The organism is Gordonia jinghuaiqii, assembly GCF_014041935.1.
Taxonomy (GTDB): Bacteria; Actinomycetota; Actinomycetes; order Mycobacteriales; family Mycobacteriaceae; genus Gordonia; species Gordonia jinghuaiqii.
In genome coordinates this window covers 858,127-872,235 of the sequence record NZ_CP059491.1, presented here as the reverse complement: position 1 = coordinate 872,235, position 14,109 = coordinate 858,127, and the positions used below count along the sequence as shown (strand labels likewise).

Sequence of the window (14,109 nt, the reverse complement as noted above, 5' to 3'; positions counted from 1 at the left end):
TTGGATGTGATTTTGTATCCAATCTTGTAGGGTCGGCGACATGACCTCAGAGCCGATAGATCCCGGAACCGCCACCTCCGAGTCAGCTGACACTGAATCACCCACTGTGATAACGACTGTCGTCGACGGCGTCGCGCGGCTGACGCTCAACAACCCGCGCCGCAAGAATGCCATCAGCCTCTCCATGGCTGCAGCGATCGACGAGTTCTGCGACCTGGTGGCGCACGACCCGAGCATCGGGGCCGTGGTGGTCGATGCCGCGGGACAGTACTTCTGCAGCGGCGCCGACACCCATGATCTGGCCACCTCCTCCTCGGATCCGGCCTCGCCGGAGGCGGTCTCACGTACCTCTGCCGTCTACGGCGCATTCGTCCGGGTGGGTTCACTGCCCGTACCCACCATCTCGGTGGTCGTCGGCGGCGCGGTGGGGGCCGGCCTGAACCTGGCCATGGCCACCGATGTTCTCGTCACCACGCCGGACTCGGTCCTCGACAGCGGGTTTCTCGCGCGGAGCATCCACCCCGGCGGGGGTCACCTGTCGCTCCTCGGGCGCGCCGTGGGCTGGTCGACGACCATCGCCATGGCCGCGTGCGGTCAACACCTCACCGGCACCGAGGCGGTCGCACGCGGCCTCGCGTACGCGGCCGTACCGGTTGACGAACTACCGGCGCTCGTGGACGGACTGACCGGCCCGGCCGCGCGTGATCCGGAGCTGACCCGCAGGATCATGACCAGCGCCCGGCTGGAACTCGGACCGCCCGCGGTCAGCTGGTCGTCGGCACTGGAGATCGAACGCGGCGTTCAGATGTGGTCGATGTCCCGAAAGGGCAAGCAGGCCTGGTCATCCCGAGGCCCGCAACAGTGACGGCAACGACCTCCGGAACGAGCCGCGCGGTGACCGCAGACGACCTCGCCGCACTGCGTGCCGAGGTTCGCGCGTTCCTGCGCGAAGAGATCGACGACAGCGCCTTCGTGCCCGATGTCGACAGCTGGATGACGGGGTTCGATCCCGACTTCAGTCGACGCCTGGGTGAGCGCGGGTGGGTCGGCATGACGATTCCGACCGAGCACGGCGGGCACGGCCGGACCCCCGTCGAGCGTTTCGTGGTGACCGAGGAGCTCCTCGCGCACGGCGCCCCGGTCGCCGCCCACTGGATCGCCGACCGTCAGATGGCGCCGGGCATCCTGGCGAACGGAACCGACGACCAGAAACAGCGATACCTACCCGGGATAGCCTCCGGTACGGCCTTTTTCGCGATCGGCATGAGCGAGCCCGACGCCGGCTCCGACCTGGCAGCCGTCCGCACGCGCGCTGTCGACAACGGTGACACCTGGACGATCACCGGGACCAAGGTCTGGACCACGGGCGCCCACCTGGCCCACGCGATGGTGCTGCTGGCACGCACCGACGGCCGCCCGGACGATCGCCAACAGGGACTCTCGCAGCTCGTCGTCGACCTGCCCCACCCGGACATCGAGATCCGGCCCATCCGCAGCATCGACGGGCAGGCGCACTTCAACGAGGTCATCTTCCACGACGCGGTCGTCGACAAGTCCGCGTTGCTCGGCGAACGCGGGCGAGGATGGGCTCAGGTCATGGGCGAACTGGCCTTCGAGCGCTCCGGTCCCGAACGGTACCTGAGCACGATGCCCCTGCTCCGGGCGTGGGCGCGGGACCTGCGCGAGAACGGGTCGACGCCCGAGCAGCGGACGACCCTGGGCACGCTCACCGCTCAGGCGTGGGCGCTGCGCGGGATGTCCCTGCAGGTGGCCGACGAACTCTCCGCCGGCCGCAACCCCGAGGTGCTCGCCGCGATGGTCAAGGACCTGGGCTCCACCTTCGAGGGCGATCTGGTGACCGCGGTCCGGAACGCCTCGGGGATCGTCGCACGCCGCGAAGGCGGAACACCGCTCGAACGTTTACTGGCGCAAAGCGTGCTCCACACACCGGCTTTCACCCTCCGGGGCGGAACCAACGAGATCTTGCGCGGCATCGTCGCGCGCGGATTGGGGATCCGATGAGCGAACTGGCCGACGAACTGACCACCGCCACCCGCTCGATGCTCGAGCGTATCGAGATCGACACCGAGACCCCCGCAGACGGCGTGTCCGACGAACTCTGGAATGCACTGGTGGCGGCGGGCTTCACCTCGGTCGACGTCCCGGCAGAGGCAGGCGGCCACGGATGCGAGACGACCGATGCGGTCGCCGTGCTGTCCACCGTGATCGCGAGCGGCGCACTGGTCCCGTTCATCGAGCACGCGATGCTCGCCGCCTGGCTGTCCGGCACGATCGGACTGGGCCTCGGCGAGGACGTCACGACGATCGGGGTCGCCGACGCCGGATTCGTCGTGGACTCATCCGGCGACGTCATCCGGGTGACGTGCACGGTCGGCGATGTCGTCCACGTCTCCCCCGCCTCCTCGCTCGTCGTCCTGCTACCCGAGAACGAGGACTCCGGCGCCCTCGTGGCGACTCTTCCGCTGGCCCACGAAGGTGTGTCGGTGACCGTGGGCAGCGATCTCCTGGGTGCCTCGATCGGGACCGTCACGCTGGACTCGGTCCCGGCGATGTCCGTCGCGGAGTCTTCGGTCACCGCGGCGGAGCTGAGACAGCGCGGCGCCCTGGTGTACGCGGCGGCGATGTCGGCGGCGGCCGGAGCGGTTCGCGACCGGACCGTGCAGTACGCGTCCGAGCGGACCCAGTTCGGTCGGCCGCTGACGAAGTTCCAGGCCATCCAGCAGCGACTGGCCTCGATGGCCGCCTCGACGACGATGATGGAGATCGGGGCCCGTCGCGCCGTCGCAGCCGATTCGAGTGATCCGCGGATCGCCCGCAGCGCCACGGCGGCAGCGAAGGTCGTCACCTCGCTGCACAGCCACGAAGTCGCTGCCGCGGGACATCAGATCCACGGCGCGATCGGGTTCACCTCCGAGCATCCGCTCGGACGTTCGACCACGGCGTTGTGGGCATGGCGCGACCGCTTCGGCACCGAACGGGAGTGGGCGGGTGTGCTCGCCGCGCAGATCCTCGATGACGAGCTCGATCCGTGGGACCTGATCACCGGCACCACATCCGGGCCTGGCCCCGAACATGCCGAACCGGCACCGACAGAGCGGACTTCGCCGTGAGTACGACCTTCACCGTCGGAGACGACACCGCCCCCGACCCGTCGCCCGCGGTGAGCCCGCGGGGCGCGTGGCGCGCCGCGGACTCCGCCGACGGCAATGGCGTGCTGACCGGCGTCCGGGTGCTCGATCTGAGCCGGGTGCTCGCGGGACCGTTCTGCGCCCAGACACTCGCCGACCACGGCGCCGAGGTGATCAAGGTCGAGGCACCCAGCGGTGACGAGACCCGCGGCTGGGGCCCGCCGTTCGTCGACGACGGCGCCAGTAGTGCCTACTACGACAGCCTCAACCACAGCAAGGAGAACGTCTGCCTGGACCTGCGAACCGAGCAGGGACGCGCAATCCTGGCCGATCTCATCGCCGGTGCCGATGTGCTGATCGAGAACTTCAAAGCGGGCACGATGGCACGCTGGGGCTTCGACTTCGAGACCGTTCTGGCCGACCGTCATCCCCACCTGGTCTACTGCCGCATCACCGGTTTCGGCGTGGACGGACCCATGGGCGGCCTCCCCGGATACGACGCGGTACTCCAGTCGTTCGGCGGGCTGATGAGCATCAACGGTTATCCCGACGGCAGCCCGTTACGCGTGGGCGTGCCGATCGTCGACATCGTGGCGGCGAACATGGCCGTGAGCGGCATCCTGCTCGCGCTGCTCGCGCGTGAACGCAGCGGCCGCGGTCAACTCGTCGACATGACCCTGCTCGACTCCGTCGTATCGATCCTCCACCCCCACGCCGCGAATTGGATCGCGGGCGGCGGAATTCCGCAGCGCACCGGGGACTTCCATCCCACGGTCGTGCCCTACCAGGTGTTTCCCGCGCGCGACGGCGACTTCTTCGTCAGTGCGGCCAACGATCGTCAATTCCGGTCGCTGGTCGAAACACTCGGCGTCGCACATCTCGCAGACGATCCGCGCTTCGCCTCCAACAGGGACCGCTCCGCCCACCGCGAGGTCCTCGCGGCAGCACTGGGGGAACGCATCGCCGAGTACGATCGCGTGGATCTCGCCGCACGCCTCGAGTCCGCCGGGGTGCCCGCCAGTTCGGTGAACACCATCGACGAGGCCCTGACCTCCCCGCAGGTCCGGCACCGCGGACTCTTCATCGACACCGACGACTATCGCGGTGTCGGCGTGCCGATCTCACTGAGCAGCTCGTCACATCGGACGCCGCGACCGGCAGCGGCCCGGGGCGCGCACACCACCGAGGTACTCGAGGCCATGGGATACGACCCCGAACAGCTGGCCCGGCTACGCGCGGCGGGCGTGTTCGGCGACCCAGGACAGGAAGGGTGATGGGCGGCGATCCGACGGCCGCGCATCCGGTTGCGACGGGATCGGGCACGCCCGAGGTGTCCCGGGCGGCCAATCGTGTCGTCTCCGAACTCGAGCGGATGATCGTCACCGGCGAACTCCTTCCCGGACAACCGATCCGGCAGGAACTGATGGCCGAACGCCTCGGTGTCAGCCGGCTGCCCGTCCGCGAAGGACTCCGCCAGCTCACCTCGGAAGGCCTCGTCAAGCACCAGCACAACGTCGGCTACACCGTCGCACGGCTCGATCAGTCGGAGTTCGATCAGATCTATCTCATGCGGGCCGCACTCGAGCGGGAGGTGCTCGCGGTGTTGCCACGCTTCGACGACGCAGCCCTGGACGAGATCAGCAGGCTCCGTGATCTCGTCGAGGACGCGGCCGACACCGCCGACATCCTCGAGATGCGACTCCGCAACCAGGAGTTCCATTTCGCGGTGTTCGAGCGGTCGCCGCTGTCCCTGGTGGTCGCCGAGTTGCGGCGGCTCTGGAATCTGGCAATGCCGTACCACGCAGCGTATCTCTACGACGCCGAGGTGCGCGCCAGGGTGTGTGCCGAGCACGACGACATGGTCGATGCACTTGCCGCCGGCGACAACGAACTGCTGATCGAGCTGATGAACGTCCACCGTAAGGGCGGAGAGACGAGTACCGGCGTGATGCTCGGCAAGAACCCGCCGGACTCGGCACATCGACGACCCGACAGGAGCCGGACGAGATGACGACGAACCCGACACGCGATGCCGGCACCGTCTGGGATCCGGACGTCGCCGCGATCGTCGACCGTATGGCCGCGGCGGGAGCTCCCGCCTCCTGGCAGCGAGGCGTCGAGAAGACCAGGGAGATGCTCGAATCGATTGTCCGGCCGCCGGGTCCGGACATGGCGTCGGTCGAGGACGCGACCGCCGTCGGGCCGCACGGGCCCATTCCGCTGCGGATCTATCGGCCCCACCGCGCGCCGACGGTCGACGCACCGGCGCTCCTCTGGTATCACGGCGGCGGCATGATCATGGGGACGCTCGACTCGTTCGACCGACTGGCCCGCGACGTGGCCGACGCCACCGGCGCAGTGCTCATCAACGTCGACTACCGCCTCGCCCCGGAACACCGCTACCCGGTGGGCAATGACGACGCCTACGCCGCACTAGAATGGGCGCACCGGATGGCCGGTGAACTCGGGGTCGACCCGCAACGGATCGCGGTGGGCGGCGACAGCGCCGGGGGCGGGCTGGCCGCCTCCACCGCGCTGCGCAGCCGAAACATGAACGGGCCGCGGATAGCTCAACAGGTTCTGTTCTACCCGGGCCTCGCGCGCCGCGGGGACACCCCGTCCATGCGCGAGTTCGGCGACAGCGTGTTCCTCACCGCCGAAGACATCGACTGGATGAAGAACCTGTACTTGGGCGACGATCCGGTGCGAGACGACGAGTACGGCACCCCGGCCCTCGCCGAGACGCTCGCCGGCCTCCCGCCGGCGATCATCGCAGTCGGACATGCCGATCCGCTCCGCGACGACGTGGAGGCGTACGGAGACCGGATGCGTGACGCCGGCGTACACGTCGCGCAGATACGGTATCCCGGTGTCGGACACGGCTTTGCCATGCAGACGGCATCTGTGGCCCGGGCCCGCCTCGCAGTCGTCGAGGTCGGGGCACTCGTCGCCGCGCGGTTCGCGCACCCGATGGCCTGACCGGCCGCCGGGAGTGCGTCAGGTACGAACCGGCGCCAGCAGCTTCTTCAGGGGCACCGACGTGTCCGCCAGCATGTCCGGCGACGGACGGAATCCGCGGCCGAGAGCCGAACGGAGGGCGACGAAATCGGCGGGCGAGTTCAGACATTCGGCCGCGACCAGTTCGTCGTCGGCGAAGTACAGGGCGACCCGGCGACGCGGACGGTCGGGATCGACCCGGACCAACGCCGACGTATGCCCGCCGATGAGGCCGACGATCTGCAGTTTCTGGTCACCCTGATCCGACCAGAACCACGGCGCCCCACGCGACGGGACCTCGAGACCGGCGATCACGTGCGCCGCGGCATTCGCCTGTTCGGTGGCGTTGTCGACCGATTCCAGACGGAACCGCCGGCCGGTCCCGGAGACATGGACGGCGCAGTCGCCGATGGCGAGTGTGTGCCCATCAGACGCCAGACAACGGGCGTCGACGACGACCCCGCCGTCGACGTCCAGTCCGAGTTGCCCGGCCAGTTCGGTACGCGGGATCGCCCCGACACCGACGAGAACTGTTGTGGCCGGGACAATCCGGCCATCATCGAGGCGAACACCGCGCAGATGTCCGTCGTCGGTGACGATCTCGACCGGCACCGCCCCGAGTTCGACGTCGGTCGCCATCGACCGGTGGGCGGCGAGCAAGCTCTCGGCGGTCGACGGTCCGACGGCCCGTGTGAGGAGACGATCGCCCGCCTCGATCACCGTGACCTCGGCGCCGAGTGCGCGTGCGGTTGCGGCGACCTCGAGACCGATGAATCCGCCGCCGATGACCGCGACGGGACCTTTCGCGACCCGCGAGAGGAGCCGATGGGCGTCGTCCATCTCACGGAGCACCAGGACGTCGGGATGGTCGGACCCCGGGAGATCGAGGGTTCGTGCGCGTGCGCCCGTCGCCAGGACCAGACGGTCGAATGAGTCTGTCTCCGTGCGGTTCTCACATCTCATCGCGAGGGTGTACCGGCCGCCGGCGCGTGTGCTCCCCGTGACGTGGGTCCCGGTGCGGAGCTCGATCCGGCTGTCGGCGTAGTACGCCGGGTCGCGCAACAGAACCGAGTCCGCGGATGCCTCGCCCTTGAGTATCGCCTTGGACAGCGGCGGGCGCTGGTAGGGCAGACGGTCCTCGTGGGAGATCAGGGTGATCTCGCCGGTGTATCCGATCGCCCGCAGCCGGTCGGCCAGATGCACCGCCGCATGCGAGGCGCCGACCACCGCGACACTGCGCGGGGCCTGCGCCTCGGGGCCGTCGAGTCCGTCGGTCACCTCAGACCTGCTCGTCCGGGATGGAGACGTGGACGTCGATGCCGTCGGACAGCGTGAGCTGGCAGGACAACCGCGAGTTGTCCTCCCGGTCGGACGCCGTGCATTCGAGCATGTCGTCCTCGTCCTCGACCGGTTCGGGATAGTTGTCCATCTCGGCGGGGTCGAGGTAGACGTGGCAGGTCGCACACGACAACGTCCCGCCACACTGACCGACGATCCCACTGACACCGTTCTTCACCGCGGTCGCCATGACCGAGTCGCCCGCCGTGCCGTCGATCACCTTCACGGCTCCGCCGGGTTGTGTGTAGAACACCTTGGGCATACCGAGCTCCTACCAGCTGACCGAAAGGTCGACGATCGGCTGGGTCAGGTTGTCGTTGTTCATGATCGGCGGGCCGGCGAGCTGCAGTTCGGGAAGCCGACGGAACAGCTCGGCGATGGCCACCTGCATCTCCATCCGGGCCAGCGGAGCGCCCAGGCAGTGATGCATGCCGTAACTGAGGGTCAGGTGAGGGTTGGACCCGCGGCGGATGTCGAAGGTGTCGACGTGTTCGATCGCCGCTCCGTCGTGATTGGCCGACGCGGGGTCGCCCATGATCGCCTCCCCCTTGAGCACGAGTTGACCGTCGAGCTCGACGTCCTCGGTGGCCACGAAGGGCACGAGCCCGCTGGGGCCGCCGACCTTGCCGTTCAGTTCGAAGCGTCCGTGTCGCAGGATCTCCTCCACCGCCGTCGGTGTCACCCCGTCGATGTCCTCGAGCAGCACGCGGAGCTGGTCGGGGTTGTGCAGCAGGGAGAGGACGCCGGCGCAGATGAAGTTGGCCGTGTTGTCGAACCCACCGATGATGAGAACCAGTGCGACGGAGAGGATCTCTCCATCGGAAAGGGTGTCGTCCTTGTCCTGTGCGTTGGTGAGGTCGCTGAGCAGGTCTTCGCGGGGGTTCTTCCTTCGCTCCTCGATGAGCGCCATCATGTACATGACCAGTTCGGTCATGTTGGCGGTGGCCTCTTCCTCGGGCATGTTCGCGACCGCGAGTGTCGCCGAGCTCCACTTCTGGAACTTCGGGCGGTCCTCCGGCGGCACTCCGATGAGATTGGCCAGCATCTGGATCGGCAGCGCCACGGCATAATCGTCGACGAGGTTGGTCGGTGCACCCTTGGCGAGCATGCCGTCGATCAACGTGTTCGCGAATGCGACCGCCGAGTCGCGCATCGCCTTGACCCGTTTGGGCGAGATCGACTTCTGCACGAGCTTGCGCAGCTTTGTGTGCTGCGGCGGGTCCTCGAATTGCAGTGTGGTCTTGAGGAAGTCGGGGAACTCGACGAAGTAGGGCACCACGCGCTCACCGGTACGAAAGGGTTCGCGGACGAAACGCGGGTCGCCGAGCATCTGTCGTGCGACGGCGTTCCGGTGGATGATCCAGGCGTCGCCGCCGTAGGGCATCGTGATCCTGGTCATCGGCCGGTCTTCGGCGATCGCCTTGTATCGCAGTGCCGCCTCGGACGGGGACACGGGCGCGAACGGGTACACCGTGTACTCCTCGCCCAGGTCGCTCGCGCCGGCGGTGGTTTCGGTACTCATGTCAGAACTCCAGTGCTGTGGGGGTGTTCGGTGCGGGTCAGACCGGCATCTGCGCCGGCGCGACGATCTGCGGGATCGCGTCGGGGGTGATGGCCATGATCCGGTCCCACTGCTCGGCCACCGTCTCGACCGTGAGCGACGGGTCGTGGATGCCGGTGGTGTTGACGAGGGCGAGCCGGTTCACGATGCCGCCGGCGACGTTGAACACCTCGCCGGTGACCTCACATGACGGGTGCACCAGGAACGCGGCGACGGGCGCGACATGCTCCGGCAGGAGCTGAGTTCGCATGTACTCCATGATCTCCGGCGACAGCGTATCGGCGGCGGCCTCGGCCATCCGGGTGCCCGCACCGGGTGCGATCGCGTTCACCTTGACGCCGGCTTCGAGGCCCTCCAGGGCGAGGTTGCGGGTGAGACCGAAGAGTGCACCCTTGGACCCGCCATAGTGCGACATGCCGGGATTGCCCAGCATCGCCTGAGAGATGGTGTTGACCACGCGCGGCGCGGGCGAGGAGAGCAGGTGCGGCCACGCGGCACGCAGCACCCGCATCGGTCCCAGGTAGTGCACATCGAGGTGGCGCTGGTACTCCTCGTCAGGCACCTCACGGAATGGCGCGGCACGCACGATGCCCGCGTTGTTGATCACGGCATCGAGGCTGCCGAAGTTCGCGATGGCGGCGTCGACCAGTGCCGCCGCGCCCTCGTCGGTCGTGATGTCGGAGCTGACCGCGACGGCCTTTCCGCCCGCGGCGACGATCTCCGCGGCGACGTCGGCAGCCGGGTCACCCGACTCGACGCCCGAGCCGTCGGTGGTGGAGCCCAGGTCGCCGACCACGACCGAGGCGCCCCGCGAGGCCAGGAGGAGGGCATGTGCGCGGCCGATCCCGCGGCCCGCGCCGGTCACGATCACGACGCGATCGGTGAAGTCGAGTTGTGCTGTCATGTTGTCGTCCTCGAATCGATTCGAAACAGATGGGTGGTTCGGAGATCAGGGCCGCGTCTGGCCGCCGTGGTTCTTGACGTCGGCGACCCAGATCCCCCCGAGCGCTTCGCGGGCGGATTTCTCGAAGTCGAAGACCTCGTAGCCGACCGTCATGTAGAGCGTGCTGCGGTCGGGTCCTCCGAGCAGGCAGGCGGATGCGATCCCGCCTTCGAGCGGCATCGGCACAGCGTCCGTCAGACCGTCCTCGGTGAACCGGGCGACGTATCCGCCACCGGGCATGGCCGCCCAGACCCCGTCTTCCTCGTCGAGCCCGATACCGTCCGGCATGAACGGACATGTGGCGAAATCCCTGGCATTGGACAGGGTTCCGTCGGCGGCCCGGTCGATCACGGTGATCTTCTGTGCCATCACCTCGGCCACGAAGACCTTCGCGCCGTCTGCACTGATCCCGATACCGTTGCCACAGTTCAACTCCGGAATCCCGGCAGGGGTGTGCACAGTGCCGTCGGGCTCGACGACGATCAGCGACGACGTGATCGGTGTCTCGCCCTGGAAGATGTCGAAGCCGAGCTGGGTGATGTAGGCACGGCCGTCGGCGTCGACGACCATGTCGTTGACGGCCTTGATCGCGAACTCGCCGACGTCGGCGTACACGCTGAGATCGTCGATCCCGTTGCCGCCGTGGACGAGGACCTTCTGCTCATGCATCGAGTTCACGATCAGACGACCGTCGGGCAGCCACCCGAACCCGCCGAGAACGATCGGAACATCGGTGTTCGCCGAACGCCCAGTGGCGTCGATGACCACGGTTGCGTTGCCTTCTGCGTCCAGGGTCTTGAGCGTCCCGGTGTACATGTCCGAGAACCAGAAGGCCCCGTCGTGCCAGCGCGGACATTCCGGCCAGGAGAACCCAGTCGCGATCTTGCGGGCCTCGAACGTGGGGGCATCCGCGGCGGCTACAGCCGCTGCGACGGCGTCGACAGGAGTGGTCATCGGTGAACCTTCCGGAGCATGGATTTCTGAGTTGTGTTGTGCGACAGAGGGTGCGGGCTCCGATGATCGCCGTGACATGGATCACAGGTCCGCATACAGACGTACGTTAAGTGCTCGGCGGCGGGGCGGCCGGGGCCGTCCCATTCAGTGGACCCCCCACCCGAACTGATCAGTCGGGGACGGTCTCGGGATACACCTGCTGGAACCACGCCCGCTGTTGTTCGTCGAAGGTCCCCAGCTCCATCGCACGGCGCCCCCACGCCTTGATGAGGTCCAGGAAGCTCGTGACGTCGTAGACGTCCCGCTGCTGACAGAACTTCCCGTCACCCGCGTAGGTGAGGACGCTGATGTGCGGAGCCCCGAATCGGCTCCCGTCGCCGGGATCGCTCATCACGTTGTCGAGCCGCGCAACGATCGTCGCGTTCGTCTCGTCGATGACATGCCAGTGCTCGGGGAAACTCTCGGTGTGCGAGCCCGGGAATTGCGCGAGGCTCGGTTCGGCCCACGCCCAGATCCCCTCCTTGCCCTTCAGTTCACCCGCCATCTGCTCGTGATAGACGACATCATCGGTGAACAGGTCGAGGAAGTCCCGCCAACTCCCCTCCCCCGAGCCCGCTCGATTGATGGTGGTGAACCACCGCTGGTACGCGTCTTCGAGTTCCTGCCTGGACCACGTGTTCGTCATGCCGGCACGGTATGCCCGGCGCCTCCGCCGGTCGTGGGCCTGATTCCACTCACCGGGAGATCGGAAGGCCTTGTCGCTCGACCTGTCCGACAACTCATCTCATCCGACCACGGTGCCCGTGACGTGGTTCCCATTCAGCGGAAGGGCTCGGCCACGACGGCTGCCGATGAATCACCATGCAGAAGGCCCCACCGCGGGGCGGACGGAACGAGTCGTCACCACAAAGGACTGAGACCCACCATGACCATCGACACGGGCACGGCCGTCGACACCACTGCGCTGGTGTCCCGATACCTGGCGACCATCTCGAACGGAAGCTCGACCGACATCGCGGCGCTCTACGCCCCCGACGCGCGTCTCGAGGACCCCGTCGGCGCCGAACCCCGGATCGGCCGGACCGCGATCGAGGAGTTCTATCGCGGGCTCGACGGCACAGACACGACCGCAGAGCTTCTCGTCGTGCGTGCGGTCGGCCGCGAGGCCGCATTCCACTTCCGGGTCACCACGAAGCTGCCCGAGGGTTCCTTCGTGGTGGAGCCGATCGACGTGATGACCTTCGACGCCACGGGTGCGATCACGAGCATGCGCGCTTTCTGGGCGCCCGGTGACATGAAGACGCAGGACAACCCCACGCCCATGAGTTCCGGCGACTGAGTCGACTCACCCTGGCGGCACGTTTCTGTAACGTGTTCTAATTCAGGTAGAACACGTTCCAGCTGCGTGCACGAAGGGGACCCCATGGCCGGCTCGACCGAACCACACTCGACCGATTCACCGCAGACCACCACCGAACCCGAGACCTATGACGTGATCGTCGTCGGTGCAGGTGGCGCGGGGTTGAGTGCGGCGATCACCGCAGCTCAGAAGGGCCTGAAGACCGTTCTGATCGAGAAATCGCCGTACTGGGGCGGCTCGACGTCGCGATCGGGCGGCGGCGTGTGGATTCCGAACAACTCGGTGCTCCGCCGCGACGGCGTGACCGATACGCCGGACAAGGCGCGCGAGTATGTCCACGCGATCATCGGTGAGCACGCCCCGGCCGACCGCATCGACGCCTACATCGACCGTGGACCCGAGGCACTGGACTTCCTCATGGCCCACGCACCGCTCGACCTCGAATGGGTGAAGAACTACTCCGACTACTACCCGGAGGCACCCGGGGGCCGCATCGGCGGACGGTCGGTGGAGCCGCGGCCCTTCGACGCGCGGCGCCTCGGCGACGACCTCGACACCCTGCACCCGCAGTACACCAAGGCACCTCTGAACATGGTCGTGCTGCAGTCGGACTACCGCTGGCTCAACACCGGCATGCGGCACTGGCGCGGCCCGCTGCGCATGGCCAAGGTCGGCAGCCGCTTCTTCTGGGCCCGTAGCCGCGGCAAGAAGCTCATCGCCATGGGCGCCGCGCTGGCCGCCGAGCTCCTCATCGGCGTGCGCCAGGCAGGCGTACCGGTGCGGCTGAACACCGGGCTGATCGACCTGATCACCTCCGACGACCGCGTGGTCGGCGTGATCGCCGAATCCGAGGGCAAGCGCTTCGAGATCCGCGCCCGGCACGGGGTGATCCTGGCCTGCGGCGGTTTCGAGCACAACGACGAGATGCGCAAGAAGTACCAGCGCGAGCCGATCGGCTCGGACTGGACCACCGGCGCCCCGAGCAACACCGGCGACGGCATCAACGCCGGCCTCAAGATCGGCGCCGCGGTCTCGCTGATGGACGACGCCTGGTGGGGCCCGACGATCCCGTTGCCGCGCGGCCCGTGGTTCGCGCTGTCGGAGCGGTCGGTGCCCGGCACGTTCATCGTGAACATGCGCGGACAGCGCTACATGAACGAATCGTTGCCGTATGTCGAAGCGGTACACCAGATGTACGGCGGGGAGTTCGGGCAGGGCGAGGGCCCCGGCGAGAACGTGCCGTCGTGGCTGATCTTCGATCAGCGTTGCCGCAACCGGTACCTGTTCGCCGGGATCACCGCGCGACAGCCGTTGCCCAAGAAGTGGTACGAGTCCGGCGTCGTCGTCAGGGCCGACAGCATCGCCGAACTCGCGGAGAAGATCGGCGTCCCCGCCGACGCACTGACGGCGACCACGGAACGGTTCAACGGGTTCGCCCGGTCGGGCACCGATGAGGACTTCGGCCGCGGCGCAAGCGGTTACGACCACTACTACGGCGACATCACCAACAAACCCAACCCGAGTCTCGGCGAGGTCAGCAAGGGCCCGTTCTACGGGGTCAAGATGGTCCCCGGTGACCTCGGCACCAAGGGCGGCATCACCGCCGACGCCTCGGGCCGCGCGCTCCGGGCCGACGGCTCGGTCATCGACGGCCTGTATGCGGCCGGCAACACCAGCTCGCCGGTGATGGGTCACACCTACGCGGGTCCCGGCGCGACCATCGGTCCGGCGATGGTCTTCGGATACCTCGCCGCCACCGACATCGCCGCCAAGGCCGCCGCCCAGACATCTTCAGGAGCCTGAACCC

At 67.8% G+C, this 14,109-nt stretch carries 14 protein-coding genes; 8 read left to right on the top strand and 6 right to left on the bottom strand.

Annotated features, from left to right (window positions below):
• The first annotated feature begins 40 nt into the window (after nt 1-40).
• The 6 genes from H1R19_RS03865 to H1R19_RS03840 are packed head-to-tail and all read left to right on the top strand — an operon-like array spanning nt 41 to nt 6,128.
• Nucleotides 41-865 carry an enoyl-CoA hydratase-related protein gene (locus H1R19_RS03865; protein WP_219850614.1) on the top strand — a complete coding sequence of 275 codons (825 nt, stop codon included), beginning with the start codon at nt 41-43 and terminating at the stop codon, nt 863-865.
• A 29-nt stretch (nt 866-894) separates the two neighbouring features.
• On the top strand, nt 895-2,022 hold the full coding sequence (locus tag H1R19_RS03860; RefSeq protein WP_244970862.1) for an acyl-CoA dehydrogenase family protein: 1,128 nt from the start codon (nt 895-897) through the stop codon (nt 2,020-2,022).
• The gene (locus tag H1R19_RS03855; protein ID WP_219850612.1) at nt 2,019-3,131 is read left to right on the top strand and encodes an acyl-CoA dehydrogenase family protein; all 1,113 of its coding nucleotides are present in this window, start codon (nt 2,019-2,021) and stop codon (nt 3,129-3,131) included. The genes H1R19_RS03860 and H1R19_RS03855 overlap by 4 nt, the downstream gene beginning before the upstream one ends.
• Before the next feature lie 50 nt (nt 3,132-3,181).
• Entirely contained in the window at nt 3,182-4,423 is a 1,242-nt protein-coding gene (locus tag H1R19_RS03850; protein WP_188329734.1) for a CaiB/BaiF CoA transferase family protein, read from the top strand.
• The gene (locus H1R19_RS03845) at nt 4,423-5,160 is read left to right on the top strand and encodes a GntR family transcriptional regulator (RefSeq protein WP_188329504.1); all 738 of its coding nucleotides are present in this window, start codon (nt 4,423-4,425) and stop codon (nt 5,158-5,160) included. Before H1R19_RS03850 ends, H1R19_RS03845 begins: the two co-directional genes overlap by 1 nt.
• On the top strand, nt 5,157-6,128 hold the full coding sequence (locus tag H1R19_RS03840; protein ID WP_188329503.1) for an alpha/beta hydrolase: 972 nt from the start codon (nt 5,157-5,159) through the stop codon (nt 6,126-6,128). Before H1R19_RS03845 ends, H1R19_RS03840 begins: the two co-directional genes overlap by 4 nt.
• Before the next feature lie 18 nt (nt 6,129-6,146).
• Here H1R19_RS03840 and H1R19_RS03835 read toward each other — a convergent pair whose 3' ends face one another.
• The 6 genes from H1R19_RS03835 to H1R19_RS03810 all read right to left on the bottom strand — a co-directional run bounded on the left by H1R19_RS03835 (nt 6,147) and on the right by H1R19_RS03810 (nt 11,627).
• Nucleotides 6,147-7,424 carry an NAD(P)/FAD-dependent oxidoreductase gene (locus H1R19_RS03835; protein ID WP_219850611.1) on the bottom strand — a complete coding sequence of 426 codons (1,278 nt, stop codon included), beginning with the start codon at nt 7,422-7,424 and terminating at the stop codon, nt 6,147-6,149.
• Between the two features lies 1 nt (nt 7,425).
• The gene (locus tag H1R19_RS03830) at nt 7,426-7,746 is read right to left on the bottom strand and encodes a 2Fe-2S iron-sulfur cluster-binding protein (protein ID WP_188329501.1); all 321 of its coding nucleotides are present in this window, start codon (nt 7,744-7,746) and stop codon (nt 7,426-7,428) included.
• Nucleotides 7,747-7,755: 9 nt separating this feature from the next.
• Nucleotides 7,756-9,006 carry a cytochrome P450 gene (locus tag H1R19_RS03825; protein WP_188329500.1) on the bottom strand — a complete coding sequence of 417 codons (1,251 nt, stop codon included), beginning with the start codon at nt 9,004-9,006 and terminating at the stop codon, nt 7,756-7,758.
• Between the two features lie 37 nt (nt 9,007-9,043).
• Nucleotides 9,044-9,949: an SDR family NAD(P)-dependent oxidoreductase gene (locus H1R19_RS03820; protein WP_188329499.1), complete on the bottom strand. Its 906-nt coding sequence runs from the start codon at nt 9,947-9,949 to the stop codon at nt 9,044-9,046.
• 45 nt (nt 9,950-9,994) lie between these two features.
• Complete coding sequence (locus tag H1R19_RS03815; protein WP_188329498.1) at nt 9,995-10,942, bottom strand: SMP-30/gluconolactonase/LRE family protein; 948 nt, start codon at nt 10,940-10,942, stop codon at nt 9,995-9,997.
• A gap of 169 nt (nt 10,943-11,111) precedes the next feature.
• On the bottom strand, nt 11,112-11,627 hold the full coding sequence (locus H1R19_RS03810; protein ID WP_188329497.1) for a nuclear transport factor 2 family protein: 516 nt from the start codon (nt 11,625-11,627) through the stop codon (nt 11,112-11,114).
• Between the two features lie 240 nt (nt 11,628-11,867).
• Between H1R19_RS03810 and H1R19_RS03805 the strand changes: the two genes are divergently transcribed.
• Both H1R19_RS03805 and kstD read left to right on the top strand, forming a co-directional pair.
• Nucleotides 11,868-12,281: a nuclear transport factor 2 family protein gene (locus H1R19_RS03805; RefSeq protein WP_188329496.1), complete on the top strand. Its 414-nt coding sequence runs from the start codon at nt 11,868-11,870 to the stop codon at nt 12,279-12,281.
• A gap of 84 nt (nt 12,282-12,365) precedes the next feature.
• A complete protein-coding gene (gene kstD, locus H1R19_RS03800; protein ID WP_219850610.1) occupies nt 12,366-14,105 on the top strand; it encodes a 3-oxosteroid 1-dehydrogenase in 1,740 nt (579 codons plus the stop codon).
• Nucleotides 14,106-14,109: the final 4 nt, after the last annotated feature.

Coding starts and splice junctions, on each gene's coding strand:
- H1R19_RS03855 (WP_219850612.1), top strand. CDS start 2,019: ATGAGCGAACTGGCCGACGAACTGACCACCGCCACCCGCTCGATGCTC.
- H1R19_RS03830 (WP_188329501.1), bottom strand. CDS start 7,746: ATGCCCAAGGTGTTCTACACACAACCCGGCGGAGCCGTGAAGGTGATC.
- H1R19_RS03840 (WP_188329503.1), top strand. CDS start 5,157: ATGACGACGAACCCGACACGCGATGCCGGCACCGTCTGGGATCCGGAC.
- H1R19_RS03810 (WP_188329497.1), bottom strand. CDS start 11,627: ATGACGAACACGTGGTCCAGGCAGGAACTCGAAGACGCGTACCAGCGG.
- H1R19_RS03865 (WP_219850614.1), top strand. CDS start 41: ATGACCTCAGAGCCGATAGATCCCGGAACCGCCACCTCCGAGTCAGCT.
- H1R19_RS03820 (WP_188329499.1), bottom strand. CDS start 9,949: ATGACAGCACAACTCGACTTCACCGATCGCGTCGTGATCGTGACCGGC.
- H1R19_RS03845 (WP_188329504.1), top strand. CDS start 4,423: ATGGGCGGCGATCCGACGGCCGCGCATCCGGTTGCGACGGGATCGGGC.
- H1R19_RS03805 (WP_188329496.1), top strand. CDS start 11,868: ATGACCATCGACACGGGCACGGCCGTCGACACCACTGCGCTGGTGTCC.
- H1R19_RS03815 (WP_188329498.1), bottom strand. CDS start 10,942: ATGACCACTCCTGTCGACGCCGTCGCAGCGGCTGTAGCCGCCGCGGAT.
- H1R19_RS03825 (WP_188329500.1), bottom strand. CDS start 9,006: ATGAGTACCGAAACCACCGCCGGCGCGAGCGACCTGGGCGAGGAGTAC.
- kstD (WP_219850610.1), top strand. CDS start 12,366: ATGGCCGGCTCGACCGAACCACACTCGACCGATTCACCGCAGACCACC.